Source organism: Laceyella sacchari, assembly GCF_004343255.1.
Classification (GTDB): domain Bacteria; phylum Bacillota; class Bacilli; order Thermoactinomycetales; family Thermoactinomycetaceae; genus Laceyella; species Laceyella sacchari.
In genome coordinates this window covers 1,391,888-1,409,286 of the sequence record NZ_SMDD01000001.1, presented here as the reverse complement: position 1 = coordinate 1,409,286, position 17,399 = coordinate 1,391,888, and the positions used below count along the sequence as shown (strand labels likewise).

Here is a 17,399-nt window from a genome sequence, read left to right as displayed (position 1 = left end):
GCATTATATAATATTATATAAGATTCTAAAATATCCTCTTACTAATTTACTATTTTAAAAAGTTTTTTTTAAATACATCCATGGCGTTTTTGTTGGTATCACTTTAGCTCGCTACGTCATTGATAACGGTGAAAAAAAGTCTGGATGTGATGCTTGGTGCCGTACCTCTCCTTTCCTGAAAATGGATGGATGGTTGTTATATTCGGGAATCAAAGTGGTCTGTTTTGGATTTGAATGGCTGATAGACCAAAAGAATCTGTTGCCGGCTGTTTCGTCTGCTGATTTGATGGATGAAAGAGGAAATTTCCCATTAATCGAGAAGTTATTGAATAATTCAACTTGAATATGATGAGGTAAGGAGGGGTTGTAGAAAGGTTTTATGTTTATTAAACAGAGTATTTGGCGTCCTGGCGGTTTCATGCCTGAATGGAGGGATCAACAGTGAGAATGGTGTTTCGCTGGTATGGTGAGGGCAATGATACGGTCAGTTTGGCTCAAATCAAACAAATTCCCGGTGTGGAAGGGATTGTGTGGGCTCTGCATGATGTGCCGGCAGGTGAAGAATGGCCGCTCGAGGAGATATTGAGAGTCAAACAGGTCGCTGAGGAGCATGGGTTGCACATTGAGGTTGTCGAGAGTGTGAATGTGCATGAAGATATTAAATTGGGATACCCTTCTTGTGAAAAATATATTGAAAATTACAAAAAAACAATCGAAAAACTGGCACAAGTCGGGGTGAAGGTGATTTGTTATAATTTCATGCCTGTGTTTGATTGGACCCGGACGGACTTGTATAAAGAGATGGAAGACGGGTCAACGGCGCTTTTTTATGAAAAAGCAAAAGTGGATCAGATGGACCCTGACGAGTTGGTCAAGCGGATGGCGGACCAACGCGATTTGACCATGCCCGGTTGGGAGCCAGAGAGATTGAAGGATCTGGAGAAGCTGTTTGCGGCGTATCGGCATGTGACTGAAGAAGACTTATGGAACAACTTGAAGTATTTCTTGGAACAAGTGGTTCCCGTCGCAGAGGCGCATGACATCAAACTGGCGATTCACCCTGATGATCCGCCATGGCCGGTGTTTGGATTGCCCAGGATTATCACGAGCAGGGAAAGCATCAAAAGGGTGCTAAGTCTCGTAGACAGCCCTTCCAATGGAGTAACTCTTTGCAGCGGCTCTTTAGGAGCCAACCCAGCCAACGATGTTGCTGCCATGGTTAGGGAATTTGCCGATCGCATCCCATTTGCCCACATTCGCAATGTGAAAGTTTATGAAAACGGCGATTTTATTGAGACATCGCATCGATCTTGCGACGGCTCGCTCGATATATGTGATATTGTGAAGGCGTATCATGAGAGCGGATTTAAGGGTTACGCACGGCCGGATCACGGCAGGCACATATGGGGAGAGAAGTGCCGGCCGGGCTACGGTCTGTATGATCGGGCTCTCGGGATCATGTATTTATGGGGGATTTGGGATGCGCTGGAACAAGCGAGGCAGGAGAGACGTGCATGATAAGGAACGAGAACTTACAAGGAAAAGTGGCGGTGATAACGGGCGGAAGCGGGGTTTTGTGCGGTGAAATGGCGCGGGAGCTCGGTCAGCAGGGGGTAAAGGTGGCCATTCTGAACCGAAGAGTGGAACGCGGTGAACAAGTGGCGCATGAAATCGTGCAATCCGGAGGTGAAGCGATTGCCATCGCTTGTGATGTACTGAACCCAGACAGTGTGAAAAAGGCGGAAGAGGTCGTATCCAGGCGTTGGGGCGCATGCGATATATTGATCAACGGCGCGGGCGGAAATCATCCGCAAGCAACCACGACCCATGAAACATGGAAAGCGGAAGATGACAACAAGGAGGGGATCACCACCTTTTTTAATTTGACGAGTGAAGGATTTCAAGCAGTGTTTGATCTCAACATGCAGGGTACGCTTATTCCGACACAGGTTTTCACAAGGAAAATGGTCAACCGGAAAGGGGCGGTGGTGATTAATATATCTTCGATGAGTGCTTCTTGCCCGTTGACCAAAGTGCCCGCTTATAGCGCAGCCAAAGCAGCGGTGGAGAACTTTACCAAATGGCTCGCCGTGCATATGGCCGAAGCGGGGATTCGCGTGAATGCGATTGCACCGGGCTTTTTCCTGACATCACAAAACCGGGCATTATTATTGAAGGAAGATGGGTCGTTGTCCGAACGATCCCAAAAAATTTTGTCCCACACGCCGATGAGTAGGTTTGGTGTCCCACGAGATTTGCTTGGTACGTTAATCTGGTTAGCCGATGAAAACATGTCCGGCTTCGTCACGGGTGTCACGATTCCGGTTGACGGCGGTTTTGCCGCTTATTCCGGGGTTTGATGTTGCAAGGGAACGAGGCGTTTGAAGGGAGATGTGATGAGCTTGGCTGATCGGCATCCATCTTTTCCGCACGTTGATGTGGTGACGTTTGGTGAAACAATGGGTTTATTTACGCCGATGGGTGGCAAAGGTATTGCCCATTCCACGCTATTTGAAAAATCCTTCGGCGGTGCGGAAAGCAATGTGGCCATCGGCATCGCGCGCTTGGGATATGCAGCGGGCTGGTGCGGCTTGTTAGGGGACGATCCGATCGGGCGCCACATTGGCAAGGTATTGCGGGGTGAGGGGGTTGATGTATCACAAGCCCGTTTTTTAACGGATGCAAACACCGGCCTTATGCTCAGGGAAACGATATCTGAGCGGTCTGCTGTTTATTATTACCGCAAACATTCTGCCGCCAGTTTGATGTCGCCAGCTGATTTGAACGAAGCATATATCACCAACGCCAAAATTTTGCATATCACGGGAATCACGCCCGCGTTGAGCGATTCTTGTCACCAAACGGTGCTTCGCGCAGTTGAGGTGGCCAAATCTCAACAGGTCAAAGTTTGCTTCGACCCTAATGTACGCCTCAAACTTTGGTCTGTGGACCAAGCGCGGCCGATTTTATTGGAGCTTGCGAAAATGGCCGATTATTTTCTCCCCGGGTTGCCGGAATTGCGGTTGCTTTATCAAACGGACGATTTTGCGGAGATTTTGGAACATGTGCAAGCGTTGCCGGGTGCTACGATCATCAAAGGTGGGGCCAATGAAACTTACGTGCACGAGCGCGGAAAAATTACGGTTGTCCCCCATGTCAGAGTTGAGCGACCGACAGATACGGTGGGGGCGGGTGATGGCTTTTGCGCTGGATTCATCGTCGGACTTCTGAAAAACAAAAGCCTAGCGGAATCGGCGCATTTGGGCAATGTGGTTGGAGCCATTGCCGTTGGTTCGCCGGGTGATTGGGAGGCATTGCCTACATGGGAAGAAGTGGAGCAAGTACTTGGTACGCGCAACCATATTGAAAGGTGAGAGGTGGCGGGGAGTGAAGAAGTTGAAAACATTGCAGTTATTGATGGAGGCAGGAGTGGTGGCCGTCGTGCGCGGACGTTCGGCGGAAGAAGCAATCAACATCTCGCGGCATGCGATCAACGGGGGAATCAGAGCGGTCGAAATCGCTATGACTGTCCCGAACGCCTTAAATGCGATTGACTCATTGACAGCAGAGTGTGCCAGTGAGGGTGTCGTGATCGGTGCAGGATCGGTGCTTGATCCGGAGACGGCGCGAGCGGCCATCCTCTGCGGGGCCGAATTCATCGTGTCTCCCGGCTTATATGAAAACACTGTCATCTTGTGCAATCGCTATCGTGTGCCTGTGATTCCTGGAGCGGTCACATTGCGGGAAATGCAAAAAGCGCTGGAGATGGGTGCGGACATAATAAAGTTGTTTCCTGCAAATCAGTTTTCCCCCAGCCTGCTCCGCGCGGTGAAGGGTCCATTGCCTCAAGCCAATCTGATGCCGACGGGCGGGATCACCCCTGAGAGAGTGGGAGAGTGGATCGCAGCTGGGGCGACGGCGGTGGGAGTTGGTTCGGAACTGACCAAAGGGGTGGCGCCCGGTGGGGATGATGCCGTGATCGCCAAAAGAGCCAGCTTGTTTATGCGTGCGTATAGGGAGGCGAAACAGAACGCGGCCAACCAGTAGAGTAAAGGCGGTGGCCTTGACTGCTTGGAAAATTCATGATATTTTGAAATATATATGGTTGAAATTAACATACAAGTTTTCCCTGTTAACCCTGTTGTTTTTTCATGCGGACATATGCCCTTTGTGCGGCGCAGGCGGACTGGCTGTCAATCGTTGTCCCGGGTTTGCCACCCTGCCCCCGATTTTTGGTTTCCTGGTGTGATGTTCCATCGAAGCCAGACACATGAGATTTGTTCCGACAAACGCATGATCCAACCCATCGTCGAATAGAATGATGTTGGAGTTGTTGCTGTTCCTAGTTATCAGGCTAAAGGCATTTTTCCGTGCAGTTTTATGTTCGGGCTGACATCGGTGCCCAATATACAGCCAGCTTCGTCAAATCCCGAGGGGAACGGAGAATCGGGTGGTTTGTTTGGGTTTCTCAGTGGTTGCTGCGCTTGTACGGTTTAAATCCATTTACAGGGGAGAGCAGAATGAAAAAAGGGATGTACTGGTTGGCCCTGATTGTCATCCTGTGGGGGGCGTTGAACATCGGCCCACCCCCGGTTGTGAAAGCGGAACCTGTGTCCAGCCGCAGTCACATAGACGCCAAACTGTCCGATTATGCGGGATTTGAGCGGGAAGCCACACCACGGGCCGACGGTGTCCGGCATGTGGACACTCCGGCTATGATCAAAAAACTGAAAGAATTAAACGTCAATACGTATTACTATTTGAATTGGTACCAACCGACTGATTGGGATGACTTCAAAGACGAGTTTTTGCCTGCTGCCAAGAAAGCCGGCATCAATGTTGTTTTGTATTTGGTTCCCCCGTCGGAATCGACAGGTAGCCGCAAATCTTACCCATACACAACAGATTATGTGGCGTGGGGGAAAGCGATTGCTGAGCTTTCTGTACAATATGACAATCTCATCGGTTGGGCGATTGATGACTTCAACCATAATCTTGATTTCTTCACGCCAGAATATATGGCGAAGATGAGAGAAGCCTCCACAGTGATTAACCCCAATCTGAAGTTTTTGCCTTCGTTTATGCCCCTCATGTATTTCCCTGCTTTAACAGAAGAATTTCTAAGAACCAGAGGAGACTATATCGATGGTGTGATTGTAGCTTATCGCGATGATCCTTACCGTAACACCTCGGTCTGGTCCACTGAGCAACAACAGATTGACGAAGCTTACCAGTTGTTAAAAAAATACAATTTGCCTCTCGTGTGGATGGTTTACACTTCGTACTTGACCAACACGCCTGGCAACCCATCGGTGGAGTATGTTCGCGAAACAGTCCAGACTGCAGTGGACAATCTGCGGAAAGGTAAATTGGCAGGCATTATCACGTATGAATTGGAGAAAGAGTTTATTGCAGAGCCTGACAAGAAGGCGGCTACTGGCAACGGTTATATGAGCTTCTTTGTGCCGTCGGGGGTTTCGACCAAGCCGGGTGATAACGTTTCCGCCAGCCAGGTTATCCATCCGGATGGATCGGGCAACTATGCGCTTTCTTTCCGAACGATGGCCGAAGGTCCCAAATTGGAGGGCTATCACGTTAAGCAACTGTTGATTGATGAGCAGGTGGTGTGGGAGCAGGATGTAGCCCATAACACCGTGAGCGGCCAGTGGGAAGAGGTGAATCTGGACTTAACCCCTTACCTCACTGGGAAAAAATCGGCGACATTGACCATCCGGTTGTATGAAAAAAACGGGGTTGGAAATTACTGGGATAATGTCGGATTTGATGACTTCAACGCACGCGGTTTTACGATGAAGAACAGCGGCTTTGAGAAAAAAAGCGGCTGGAACATTTCCAGCAGTTACGCCGGGATGATCGGCGAGAATATCATTTACGACCCCAATCGCCGCGAAAAGGCATTCCGAGCGGTCGAAGCTGCTTACGTTTCCTATAAGTTGCAGGATGAGATCGCCAACGCTGATCTTCGTCATGGGATTAAGCGCAGCCTGTTGAACAAGATGAACCGGGCCATCGACGCCCATTTTTCGGAACGGAATCGTAGTGCTATTCAGTCACTCAGTATCTTATCGCTTGAGATCCGTGCATTGACGGGCATCCATATTCCAAAAGAAACAGCGGCATTGTGGAATGGCAAGATCGAACGATTGGTTCAACTTTATCGCATGAAATTGGAATAAGAGGGCCAAGGGGGAAACAAGGATGAAAATCAGTCGTGCGGCGGCTTGGATCTTGTCCTTCTTGTTGGTTGTGGGGATGACAGGTTGCACTGGCTCCGACCCGGCGGCTGACAATTCCGAACGGATTAAGCTGGAATTTTGGACGATCAACCTGAAGAAAAATTTCTCGGGCTACATCGAGGGTGCCATTCAGGAGTATGAGAGAAACCACCCCAACGTGGATATCCATTGGGTGGATGTTCCCGGGGCGGACATGACCGGAAAGTTGTTCACTGCTTTGTCAAGTGGCAGCGCTCCCGATTTGGTCAATGAGACGAGTGAAGGGTTATCCGTTTTGCAAGGCTATCATGCATTAAGACCGATTTCAGAAGTGGTCGCCAAAGAGAAAATGGCCCCTTATATTGACGGGCTGGTTAAAAGTGTGACCAACCGTGATGGCGAAGTGATGGCCATTCCTTGGTACCATGCGGGGCCGCCAATCGGCTTGATTAACACCGAGCTGTATCAAAAAGCGGGACTTTCGTCCGACAAGCCGGCGCAAACGTGGGATGAACTGTTTGCATATGGCAAACAAATTCATCAACGATTGCCCCATGTCTATGGCTCCAATGACTTGCCTGGGTTGGAAACGTTCGCCACCGAAGGATTGCCGATATTAAGCGCCGATGGGAAGAAGGCTGTATTCAATTCTCCTCAACACATCGCCTTTGTGGAAAAATTCATCCAAGCGTACAAGGACGGGGCGATTGCTCCGGGAGCGCTGGTAAAAGATGATCGGCAATTGCAGCAAACCCTTGACAACGGATTGACGGCGCACGTCGGTTTGGCCAGCTCGTTTCAGTTGAACAACATTGAGAAAAACGCGCCCAATGTCCTGTCAAAACTGAAAGTGGTTCCGCCAGTTACCACCACGGGAAAAGTGGCGGTCAAGGATATCCAGCTGTTTGTGATACCAAAGAAAGCAAAACATCCCAAAGAGGCGGCCGACTTTGCCCTATTTTTGACCAGCCCGCAAAAACAGTTGGAATTTTGTAAATTGGTCCCGATCTTCCCTTCGACGGAAGATACGTTGAAAGACCCCTTTTTCACTAATTTTGAGGTGAAAACGATTCAAGACCACGCGCGCAAAATGATGGTTACCTACGCTCCCCACCTCACCTTGACTTACATGGGCCACCCCAAGCAAAAAGAACTGCGTGAGTTTTACTTGGAACAGATCCGGGCGGCCATGCTTGGGAAAAAAACAGTGAAAGATGCACTTGATACAGCAGTCAAGCATTGGAATGAAGCCCTTGCCAAGTCATAGCCGCCCACATGGGCACAGGCGGCGAAGCATTTTTTCGCCGCCCGATTTTCTTCAATGGGGAGAGATGCGATTTGGGCAATGAAACCGTACCAACCGCCGAATATCGCGCATCTAAAAAAAAGAGGCGGAACATTCCCTTACTCCCTTATCTGTTTTTACTTCCGGCGTTGCTATTGTTCTTCACCTTTGACTATTTACCTATTTTCAGTGCGTTTTATTATTCATTCACTGAGTACCACATCCTGTCTCCCGCCGAATGGGTGGGATGGGAGAATTATCGGGCATTGATGCAAGATACGAAGTTTTGGATCGCGGTCAGCAATTCGTTGACATATTTCCTTATCATCGTTCCTTTACTGTTAACGGTGCCTTTATTCCTCGCGATATTGGTCAATCAGAAACTGCGAGGCATCCAATTGTTTCGAGTGGTCTATTATTTGCCTGTGGTCACCTCGATGGTGGCGGTGGCCATCGTATGGAAATATTTATACCATCCCGCCGGCTTGCTTAACGCTGTTTTGCAGGGAATCGGCCTCCAAAAAGAGGCCGTCAACTGGCTTCTAAACCCCGACACTGCCCTCCCTGCCGTCGCTGTGTTGGAAGTTTGGAAATCGCTTGGTTTTTACATGGTGATCTATCTCGCCGGATTGCAGACGATTTCACAGGAGTTGGTGGAGGCCGCCAAGATGGATGGTGCCGGCAGAGTAAGGGTATTGTGGCATGTCTATTTGCCGCAACTACGACCGACCATTGCCGTGATCCTTGTCTTATCCACGTTGGCTAGCGTACAGATGTTTACCAGCATTTATATCATGACGGGTGGCGGACCATTTGACAGCACGTTGACATTGCCGCTGTACATTTATCAAAAAGCATTTGTGGAGCTGGATATGGGGTATGCGACGGCGATGGGGATGGTGCTCTGGCTCATTTTGATGGTCTTGACGATCATTAATTTCAAGTTGTCCAACGGGGGGCGGGTAGGATGAATGCGGAGCGCAAGCGCATGGGGATTGCCATCGCGCGCAAAGCGTTGATGTATCTGTTGCTTCTTTTGATCGCACTCTTGTTTGTCGGTCCCTTTTTGTGGCTGCTGTCGACAGCGTTCAAATCGAATGCACAGGATGTATTCACATTTCCGCCTGACTTGATCCCGAAACCGCCGGTATGGGATCAGTTTGTGGAGGCTCTGACGGTAATCCCATTCCCGAAATATTTGTTGAATTCTTTCATCCTGATCGTGGTGATGGTGCCTGCCCACCTGTTTTTAACCTCATTGACCGCGTATCCGTTGGCGAGGATGACATTTCCGGGCCGAGATCTGATTTTTTATGCAATTATCGGTACCATGTTTTTTCCGGAAGAAGGCAAACTGGTGCCGTTATTTATCATTACGCAAAAACTGGGGCTCATCGATTCGTGGTGGGGATTGATCATTCCCGGATTGGTGGGCGGATTTTCCATCTTTTTGATGCGGCAAGCGTATCTCAGCATTCCGAAAGAGCTGGAGGAAGCGGCCATTTTGGACGGATGTGGCCCGTTTAGGATGTGGTGGAGCATCATGTTGCCATTGACGAAACCGACACTGGCGGCGTTAAGCGTATTTTCGTTCATATCCGTGTGGAATTCCTTCATCTGGCCGTTAATCGTGTTAAAGAATGATGACTTGTATCCCTTGGCGCTGGGGCTTGCGTATTTGTCGGGCACCTTTGGCGATGATGTGCGAGTCATGGCTGCTGGCACGGTGGTCTCCCTGTTGCCGATCATCGTTTTCTATCTGATGATGCAACGTTATTTCGTTTCCGGCATGCAAGGGGCCATTAAAGGATAGGGGGGAACTGCGGTGCGGTTGGGTGTTATCGGGTATGGACGGCGGATTCGGCACATGGTGGCGGAAATGCGCCGAATCGATCCGGATTGTCGGGTGGTGGCCATCAATGATTTGCAAAACAATGTTATTAAGCAGGAGTTGGGAGAGGAAGCGACAGAGATCGTTTTTTATGACAGTCCGGAAGCAATGGTGCAGGGGGCCGAATTGCATGGCATATTGATCGGCACCCGATGTTCACTACATGCGGACATGGCCATCAAAGTCTTGCCGAGGGGGATTCCCCTGTTTTTGGAGAAGCCGGTGGCTACAGATGAGCACGCATTGCTTCGACTCAAACAGAAATATGAGGCGACCGGAACCGAAGTGGTGGTATCCTTCCCACTTCGGGCGGCGCCATTGGTGACATTGGTCAAAGAGATTATCGATTCGGGAAAGATCGGTACGGTGGAGCATGTGCAAGCTGTTAACAATGTGCCCTACGGCGGCGTGTATTATCATCACTGGTACCGCGATGAAAAGGAAACGGGCGGATTGTTTTTGCAAAAAGCGACGCACGATTTTGATTACATCAATTATCTGTTGGGGATGCAGCCGACGCTGATTTGCGCGATGACGTCCAAGCAGGTGTTCAAAGGGAATAAGCCGGCCGGGCTCAAATGCGTTGATTGTGATGAGCGGCATGCATGTCCTGATAGCACAGTAAATATTCGCAGATTGCCCCATGAAACACCAGCCGGTGAATACTGTTGCTTTGCGGTGGATACGGGGAATGAAGATGCAGGAAGCGCGTTGATCCGGTATGAGACCGGGATGCACGTCTCTTATTCACAAAATTTCTTCGCCAGAGGGAAGGCTGGAAGCCGGGGAGCCCGCTTACTGGGCTACAAAGGAACGTTGGAGTTCGACTTCTACACAAATACAGTCAAAGTTTACATGCATCATTCACCTGTGGTTGAGACATACGAAATGACTGAAGAGGCGGGCCACTTCGGTGGAGACGCAGTGCTCGCCCGCAATTTCATCGCGGTGATGAAAGGGGAGGCGAAGTCGATTGCGCCGATGGAAGCCGGATTGCTAAGTGCGTTGATGTGCTTGAGGGCGAGAGAGTCGGCGCTGACCAACGCTTTTTTGCCTATTGGCTGGCCGGAGGATCAAGAAGGGAGCAATTCGTGACGGAAGAGGTGAAAACCTTGAGTACATTGAGATTGGGCATCATCGGTTTGGATACGTCGCATGTGACGGCGTTTACGAAATTGTTGCATGATCCAAAAGAGCCACATCATGTGCCTGGTGGGCGGGTCGTTGCGGCATATCCTGGTGGGTCCCCTGACTTTGATCTGAGTCGAACACGTGTGGAAGAATATACGCGTCAGCTGGCCGATCAATATGGAGTTGCCATTGTCAGCACGCCTGAAACCGTCGCCGAACAAGTCGATGCCATCTTGTTGGAATCGGTTGATGGGAGGGTGCATTTGGAACAATTTAAAAAAATTGCTCCCTACGGCAAACCGGTGTTCATCGATAAACCATTGGCGCTCACCAGTACCGATGCGGATAAAATCTTTGCTCTCGCCGACCGATATCAGGTGCCGGTATTGAGTTGCTCCGCGCTCCGATACGCGGAAGCGCTGACAACGGCGCTAGCTGAAACGGAACCAGGTGATGTTTACGGAGTGGATTGTTACGGCCCCATGCCGCTTGAACCGACGCAACCCGGCTGGTTCTGGTATGGGATTCACACCGTGGAAATGCTGTTTGCCATCCTGGGCAAAGGATGTGTCCGCGTCACTGCGGCAGGCAACGATGAACAGGATGTGGCGGTAGGGATATGGGAAGATGGACGTATCGGCGTTGTTCGCGGCAACCGCAAGGGAAACAATGGGTTCGGCGCTTTAATCCATCGATGTGGAGGCACGCGCGCCGTGGATGTGAACGCCAGCGCCAAACCGTACTATGCCAGTCTGCTCACGCATATCATGGAGATGTTCACCACAGGGAAACCACCTGTTGATTTCCGGGAAACACGGCAAATCATCCGCTTCATCGAGGCGGTGAATGAAAGCCGCCTGACCGGAGAAACCGTTGCGTTATAACCCCATCTTAGCGCTTGCAGTCTGGAGGGATCGCGTTGCATTTCGGTTTGGCCACGATGTTTCACAAATATGTAAAGGGATCACTCACTTGGGAGGAAGTGCGGCAGGTGACGGCCACTAAACGTCTGGATCTCGCCTGTTGTCGGAGAGATAGCGCTGCTTTCCAAGTGCTCATTGCCGCAGATGAAGCATTTCTGCTCACTACAAGCACCGATCCCCTGTTTTGGAAAGGCGGTCCGCTCACCATTGTGCGGTTGGAAATTGACACGGATGCGCCGGTGCGGACGGAAGTCCGTTTGATCGGATTGATTGAGGATGATGATGGGTGTTTGAAATCGGACGTGTTGCTGGAGCAAAGTACGGTGTTTGTAGAACGTCGGCATTTGCAACAAGTGTGGGTGGAGTGCGAAACGACCGATGCCAGCCAGCCAGGTGTGTATAGCGGCATGGTGCGAATATATGCTCGCACGTTGTTTGAAGATGAGCGGCTGTTGGGTGAGTGCCCGTTTTCCCTTACCATCAAAGATTACTTGTTGCCGGAACCATCGCAATACCGGTTTTATCTCGATTTGTGGCAGCACAACTCCAACATCGCCAGAAAGTACGACGTCCGTCTGTGGTCTGACGAACATTTTGCAATTCTTGACCGTTATCTGCACAGTTTGGCGCAATTGGGGCAAAAAGCGGTGTCCGTGGTGGTGTCGGAAATTCCGTGGTCGGGACAACACAGTCATCGTGATCCGGAACCTGCCGATTTGTTCGAATACAGCATGGTTCGGGTCACTCGGCGCGGGAACGGCCAGTTTGTATATGATTTTTCTGCCATGGACCGCTATGTAGCTCTGGCGGAACGATATGGGATTGCAGAGGAGATCGAATTATTCGGATTGTTGAACATCTGGCAGGACCCCGAGGCGGGTTATGGGTCTGTCATCGCGGATCATCCCGATGGTGTCCGCATTCGCTATTATGACAGCGGGTCGGGTACATTTCGCTTTATGCGCCGGAGAGAGGATTTCGACGCCTACGTGCGGGCGTTGCAAGCGCATTTCATCGAAAAAGGTTGGATTGACCGCGTCCGCGTTCTTGCTGATGAGCCAAAAGAGTTTGCCGTGTTTAAAGAGAGAGTGTCTGCTTTGCGGCAAGTCGCTCCCTGTTTTCGTTATAAGATTGCCATCGCTCAAACGGCATTTCTCCACCACAATCTTTCCGAAATCCATGATTATGTTCCCATCTTGCAATGTGTGGCCGCCGAGTATGAGCAGCTGCTGGAACGAAAACCGCAAATCCCCGGAAAGTTGTTGTATTATGTTTGTTGTCACCCCGACTTTCCCAACACGTTCATCGGGTCGCCGCCGGTGGAGTGCCGACTGATTCCATGGCTAGCAGAAAAGTGGAAGTTGGACGGCTTTTTGCGTTGGAATTACACGGTTTGGCCGGAGCGCCCCTTGGAAAAGTTGTCATATCGGGCGCCGGTTTGGAAAGCGGGAGACATGAATTTTGTTTATCCGGGGGCTACCGGAAAACCGTTGTTGTCGCTTCGATACAAATGGTTGCAACGGGGAATCCGGGATTATGAATTGATGCAGCTGTTAAAGGAGTCGGGGCAGTCGGATCAGGTGGAGCGAGCATTGAACAGGGTGTTTCTGTTTCAGGATGCAAGCGAGTTCTGTCCCGAAGCGAAAAAGAGGCGCGCCGAACTATACAGTTTAAATCCAGCTGACTATGATCGATTGATTCTCGAATTGTGAGAAAGGGGAGCATGCCCATGGTCGATGTCCGTTTGTTGCATGCTGATGAATTAAAGACAGCTGTTCGGCTTTCTGACGAAACGTTTCGCACGTCTAGCCAGCCTTCAATGGCGCAGGCTTTTCCCCATGTATTTTCATCTAGTCTGGGCCAGTCATACGGCGCGTTCGCGGATGGCGGGCTTGTTTCATTTGTAGGCTTGGTGCCGAGCATTGTGCGCATCGGTAGCGCCCGGTTGAATGTGTTTTCGGTCGGTTCGGTTTGCACTCATCCTGACTATCGCGGAAAAGGGATTGCCGGAATGATTCTGCGGCGCATCTTGGCTCATATCGACGAAGCGGAAGCTTCTTTATTGCTGGTGTCCGGCTATGGGCCGTTGTATGAGCGGATAGATTGTTTCCGATTTGGCACGGCTACCCGTTTCATGATCGGATCGGATTCAGCATCGGAGATTGGCCGGAACGTCTCGGCGGATGCGGAGGTGCATCTGAGGGAGTTAGAGCCGACGGATTGGTTTAAGGTGACGGAATTGGCGCGGAAGAGAGAAGTCAGATTTGAACAGAGTGTTTGGGATATAGCCGCCCTGATGCAGGCAGAAGCGAATGCCAGTTGCATGAACTTGCGTCACCGCGTGTTGATTGCTGAAGTCGAAGGGCAGGTTAAAGCCTTTGCGGTAGTGGCTGTGCCTGCGGACGAGGGAGCGGCAACGCCTGCCCTGGCCATCGAATGGGCAGGGGAACCGCACTTGGTCGCGCTTGCGTTGGCGCATGCTGTTAAGCGTTATCGGCTTGAGCGCTTGGACGCTCCGGTTTTATGGCATGAGACGGAGTTGGCACAAGCCTTGGCGCCTGCGGAACAATGTGCTGAGCAAAATCTGGGAACCGTGCGCATCGTCCATCCGGAAAGGCTGATGCAGCAACTGCGCCCATATCTGCAGGAGAAACACCAGCGCCTGGGCACCGGTTTGGAAGTGCGGGCTTTGCCAAATGGCCGCGCGGAACTGCGTCTTGATGGGGAGATGGTCATCTTGGATGCACAGGCGTTTGTGTCGTTGCTGTTTGATCCGGCCCCTCACACGAATCACCTTCAGGGTTCGTTCTCTGTTTTGAAAGAATTGTTTCCGATTCCGTTTCCCTATGCCGGTGGATTAAATTATGTCTGATGGCGGATTTGAGCGACTTTTCCAAATGGAATGAGAAGGTGGATTTGGCGATGAAGATGGCCCGAGTGGGTGTGTTGTTGGATCGGAAAGCAGCTCTTAGAAGATGGGACAATGGATTAAATGTGTTTCAAGTCTATCTTGGCGAAATATTGTCCCATGCCGGCATTCCGTTTGAATGGATTGATGATGTCGAGCAGTTGACAGAGCGGGCATTTGATGTGTTGTTGGTGGCGTTAGACCGAAAAGAGGAGAAGGCGGTAACGCCGATTTGGCGCTTTGCGGAGCAAGGGGGGATCGTGATTGCCTATGGGGGGCTGTCCTCTTTGGCGGGTCGGCTCGGATTTGCCGACAGGGGCTCCGTTGGCAAAGGGTATGCGTGGTTGCCTATGCACGTTGGCGTATCGCATCCGCTCAGGTACTTGCGGGCTACTCCCTGGATCGCGATGTCGGAAGACGGGCCTCCTTATAGCGCGATTGGCCAGATTCACTCGGAGCATCCGCAGGGAGCCAGCCTTGGTTCTGCTTTGCTTCAATTCGATGTGGGAAAAGGGATCATTGATCGCTGGGCGGTTGATATAGCGGAAACCGTCGTCGGTTTGCAGCAAGGTGCCGAGCCGGTGATAGAAGATGGGATTCCGGCGCTGGATGGCACTGGTTCCATTGATGATGGCATATTGAAAGCAGACGATGGCATGGCGATGGATTGGGAATTGGATCGCTTGACAACGGAGACCGCTACCCCCTATTTTGCACATCCTTATGCTGATTGGTGGCGAGAAGTGTTGATTGGCCATCTGCTAAACAGGGTGGTCGACAGGGGATTGACGTTGCCTTTTGTTGGCTATTGGCCCGCAGGCATAGAGCAAGTGGCTATGATTTCTCTCGACAGCGATTTGAATGTGAATGAATCGGCCGAAACGACGCTGGCGGTGTTGCGGGAACACGGTGTCAAAGCTACTTGGTGCATGATGGAACCGGGATATGACTCTCACATTTATCCACGGGTATTGGCCGAGGGACATGAGTTGGCTTTCCATTACAATGCAGTGGAGCATGACCGGGGAAAGTGGGGGGAAGCGGAATTCCAGCGCCAATTGCAGTGGCTAAAAAAGGCAACTGGCTTGACAGAAATCCATTCCAACAAAAATCACTATACTCGATTTGAAGGCTGGGGCGAATTGTTTCGGTGGTGTGAAACCCACGGCATAGCGTCAGACCAAACGAGGGGGCCGAGCAAAAAAGGAAATGTCGGCTTTTTGTTTGGCACATGCCACCCTTACTTTCCGATCTCATGGGCGGATGAGAAAAACCGTCTATATGATGTGTTGGAAGTCGGTTTTTTGACTCAGGACTTGAATCATCCCCGGTTAGCTGACATGAGTGTGACTGTCCCGTTTCTTGAACGGGTTCGCCAGGTGCGAGGGGTGGCCCATTTTCTGTTTCACCAGGTTCACATCCACAATCAACCCTCGGTGCGTAAGGCGTTGCGAAATGTCGTGCATGAAGCCAAACGTCGGGGATTCGTCTTCTGGACCGGCAAACAGATCAGTGAATGGGAGCGGACTCGTCGCACTGTGCGCGTCGTAGGAATGAACGAGGATGGAACGGTACAGCTGACCAGTGGCAAAGACGTGGCTGATTTGGTCGTGTGGGTGCCGATTCCACGGGGCCAGCGCCACCTGTCAGCAGAAACGATGGCACGTCCGTTTGGGGTTTCCTGTATCAAAAAGGTAGTGTCAGTGAACAAAGCCGAGGAGGATCGCGGGGGTAAGCAAGGAAAATGGGCGGGAGGGATGCGGCATGGATGAACGTCGGTTGGCGATTCATGGTGGACCGAAAGTGAAAACGACGCCGTTTGGCACGGGGAAACGCTTTGGCGAGGAAGAGGCAAGAGAATTGTTGGAAGCGCTGGAGCAAAATACGCTTTTTTACCATCATGGAAAAAAAGTGAAACAATTTTTGCGGGATTTCAATGATCTATATGGTGTGGATTACAGTGTAGCCGTTTCTTCCGGCACGGCCGCCATTCATGTCGCTTTGGGGGCGGCCGGGGTGACGGTGGGTGATGAAGTGATCACCAGCCCGATCACCGACCAAGGCACCTTGATCGGCATCCTTTATCAAAATGCAATTCCCGTTTTTGCCGACTTGCATCCCCATACTTACAACATGGATCCTGCGTCGGTCGAGTCCCGCATCACCCCGCGAACCAAGGCTATCCTGGTCGTGCATCTGGCGGGGAATCCCTGCGACATGGATGCGATCATGTCCATCGCCCGCAGGCATGATCTGAAGGTGATTGAAGATTGTGCCCAAGGCTACCTGTGCCGATACAAAGGTCGATTGGTCGGTACGATTGGCGACTATGGTTGTTTCAGTACCAATGACTTTAAGCACATCTCCACCGGGGATGGCGGAATCGTAACAGTCAATTCGGGGGACGAAGAGGAGTATCGCCTGGTTCATGCTTTTGCCGATAAGAATTATCAGCGGTTGCAGGGGCAAGTGCGACGGGAACTTTCTTATTTGGCTCCCAACTATCGGATGACCGAACTACAAGGTGCGGTCGGCGTAGCCCAATTGAAAAAACTGCGGCAGATTTGTGAAACAAGGAGACGTTACGGGGATCGCATCACGGAAGGCATCAGCGGACTCCCAGGTATTCAGCCGCATCAGGTGTATGAAGGAGGAACATGCTCTTATTGGTTTTACATGTTTCGCCTTGATTTGGATGCGCTCACATGCAGTCGTGCGGAATTTTCCGAAGCGCTGGCGGCTGAGGGCATTCCCAACCAACCGGGATATATTCCGGAAGTCGTATATTTGCAACCGCTCTTTCAAAAGCGGCAAGCGTATTTGAACAGCCATTTCCCATTTGACTTGTCGGATGTTACTTATCCGCGAGGCTTGTGTCCGACAGCGGAACAAATCTTGCAGACAGCGGTGCGCATTGGGGTGAGCGAGTTTTTCAATGAGCAGGATATTGAGGACATTATCCAAGGTATCCGCAAAGTGACTGCGCATTTCCAAAAAACATGATGAGAGAAAGGGGGTGGCGTGC

The 17,399-nt window shown here is 51.0% G+C and carries 14 protein-coding genes; all 14 read left to right on the top strand.

The genetic code is table 11. The features are described 5' to 3' along the window. Positions 1 to 441: 441 nt before the first annotated feature. The 14 genes from uxuA (at position 442) to EDC32_RS06720 (ending at position 17,377) form a co-directional block, all read left to right on the top strand. A complete protein-coding gene (gene uxuA, locus EDC32_RS06785; protein ID WP_132220752.1) occupies positions 442 to 1,518 on the top strand; it encodes a mannonate dehydratase in 1,077 nt (358 codons plus the stop codon). After that, positions 1,515 to 2,360, top strand: a complete 846-nt coding sequence (locus EDC32_RS06780; protein ID WP_132220750.1) for an SDR family oxidoreductase — start codon at positions 1,515 to 1,517, stop codon at positions 2,358 to 2,360. Before uxuA ends, EDC32_RS06780 begins: the two co-directional genes overlap by 4 nt. Positions 2,361 to 2,396: 36 nt before the next feature. After that, on the top strand, positions 2,397 to 3,374 hold the full coding sequence (locus EDC32_RS06775) for a sugar kinase (protein ID WP_132220748.1): 978 nt from the start codon (positions 2,397 to 2,399) through the stop codon (positions 3,372 to 3,374). Between the two features lie 13 nt (positions 3,375 to 3,387). After that, on the top strand, positions 3,388 to 4,047 hold the full coding sequence (locus tag EDC32_RS06770) for a bifunctional 2-keto-4-hydroxyglutarate aldolase/2-keto-3-deoxy-6-phosphogluconate aldolase (RefSeq protein ID WP_132220746.1): 660 nt from the start codon (positions 3,388 to 3,390) through the stop codon (positions 4,045 to 4,047). Between the two features lie 473 nt (positions 4,048 to 4,520). Then, a complete protein-coding gene (locus tag EDC32_RS06765) occupies positions 4,521 to 6,197 on the top strand; it encodes a hypothetical protein (protein ID WP_132220744.1) in 1,677 nt (558 codons plus the stop codon). 22 nt (positions 6,198 to 6,219) lie between these two features. Continuing rightward, positions 6,220 to 7,503 (top strand): ABC transporter substrate-binding protein, encoded by a 1,284-nt coding sequence (locus tag EDC32_RS06760; protein ID WP_132220742.1) that lies wholly within the window; start codon positions 6,220 to 6,222, stop codon positions 7,501 to 7,503. 71 nt (positions 7,504 to 7,574) lie between these two features. Next, on the top strand, positions 7,575 to 8,492 hold the full coding sequence (locus EDC32_RS06755; RefSeq protein WP_158283260.1) for a carbohydrate ABC transporter permease: 918 nt from the start codon (positions 7,575 to 7,577) through the stop codon (positions 8,490 to 8,492). Then, positions 8,489 to 9,334, top strand: a complete 846-nt coding sequence (locus EDC32_RS06750) for a carbohydrate ABC transporter permease (protein ID WP_132220738.1) — start codon at positions 8,489 to 8,491, stop codon at positions 9,332 to 9,334. Before EDC32_RS06755 ends, EDC32_RS06750 begins: the two co-directional genes overlap by 4 nt. Positions 9,335 to 9,346: 12 nt before the next feature. Next, positions 9,347 to 10,507, top strand: a complete 1,161-nt coding sequence (locus tag EDC32_RS06745) for a Gfo/Idh/MocA family protein (RefSeq protein WP_132220736.1) — start codon at positions 9,347 to 9,349, stop codon at positions 10,505 to 10,507. Between the two features lie 17 nt (positions 10,508 to 10,524). Beyond that, positions 10,525 to 11,427, top strand: coding sequence for a Gfo/Idh/MocA family protein (locus EDC32_RS06740; RefSeq protein ID WP_246026862.1), 903 nt, complete (start codon positions 10,525 to 10,527; stop codon positions 11,425 to 11,427). A gap of 35 nt (positions 11,428 to 11,462) precedes the next feature. Then, the gene (locus tag EDC32_RS06735; protein ID WP_132220734.1) at positions 11,463 to 13,178 is read left to right on the top strand and encodes a DUF4091 domain-containing protein; all 1,716 of its coding nucleotides are present in this window, start codon (positions 11,463 to 11,465) and stop codon (positions 13,176 to 13,178) included. Between the two features lie 17 nt (positions 13,179 to 13,195). Next, a complete protein-coding gene (locus EDC32_RS06730; protein ID WP_158283259.1) occupies positions 13,196 to 14,338 on the top strand; it encodes a GNAT family N-acetyltransferase in 1,143 nt (380 codons plus the stop codon). A 50-nt stretch (positions 14,339 to 14,388) separates the two neighbouring features. Next, complete coding sequence (locus EDC32_RS06725) at positions 14,389 to 16,146, top strand: polysaccharide deacetylase family protein (protein WP_132220730.1); 1,758 nt, start codon at positions 14,389 to 14,391, stop codon at positions 16,144 to 16,146. Further along, a complete protein-coding gene (locus tag EDC32_RS06720; RefSeq protein WP_132220728.1) occupies positions 16,139 to 17,377 on the top strand; it encodes a DegT/DnrJ/EryC1/StrS family aminotransferase in 1,239 nt (412 codons plus the stop codon). The genes EDC32_RS06725 and EDC32_RS06720 overlap by 8 nt, the downstream gene beginning before the upstream one ends. The last annotated feature ends 22 nt before the right edge of the window (positions 17,378 to 17,399 follow it).

Coding starts and splice junctions, on each gene's coding strand:
- EDC32_RS06780 (WP_132220750.1), top strand. CDS start 1,515: ATGATAAGGAACGAGAACTTACAAGGAAAAGTGGCGGTGATAACGGGC.
- EDC32_RS06775 (WP_132220748.1), top strand. CDS start 2,397: ATGAGCTTGGCTGATCGGCATCCATCTTTTCCGCACGTTGATGTGGTG.
- EDC32_RS06765 (WP_132220744.1), top strand. CDS start 4,521: ATGAAAAAAGGGATGTACTGGTTGGCCCTGATTGTCATCCTGTGGGGG.
- EDC32_RS06760 (WP_132220742.1), top strand. CDS start 6,220: ATGAAAATCAGTCGTGCGGCGGCTTGGATCTTGTCCTTCTTGTTGGTT.
- EDC32_RS06750 (WP_132220738.1), top strand. CDS start 8,489: ATGAATGCGGAGCGCAAGCGCATGGGGATTGCCATCGCGCGCAAAGCG.
- EDC32_RS06730 (WP_158283259.1), top strand. CDS start 13,196: ATGGTCGATGTCCGTTTGTTGCATGCTGATGAATTAAAGACAGCTGTT.
- EDC32_RS06725 (WP_132220730.1), top strand. CDS start 14,389: ATGAAGATGGCCCGAGTGGGTGTGTTGTTGGATCGGAAAGCAGCTCTT.
- EDC32_RS06720 (WP_132220728.1), top strand. CDS start 16,139: ATGGATGAACGTCGGTTGGCGATTCATGGTGGACCGAAAGTGAAAACG.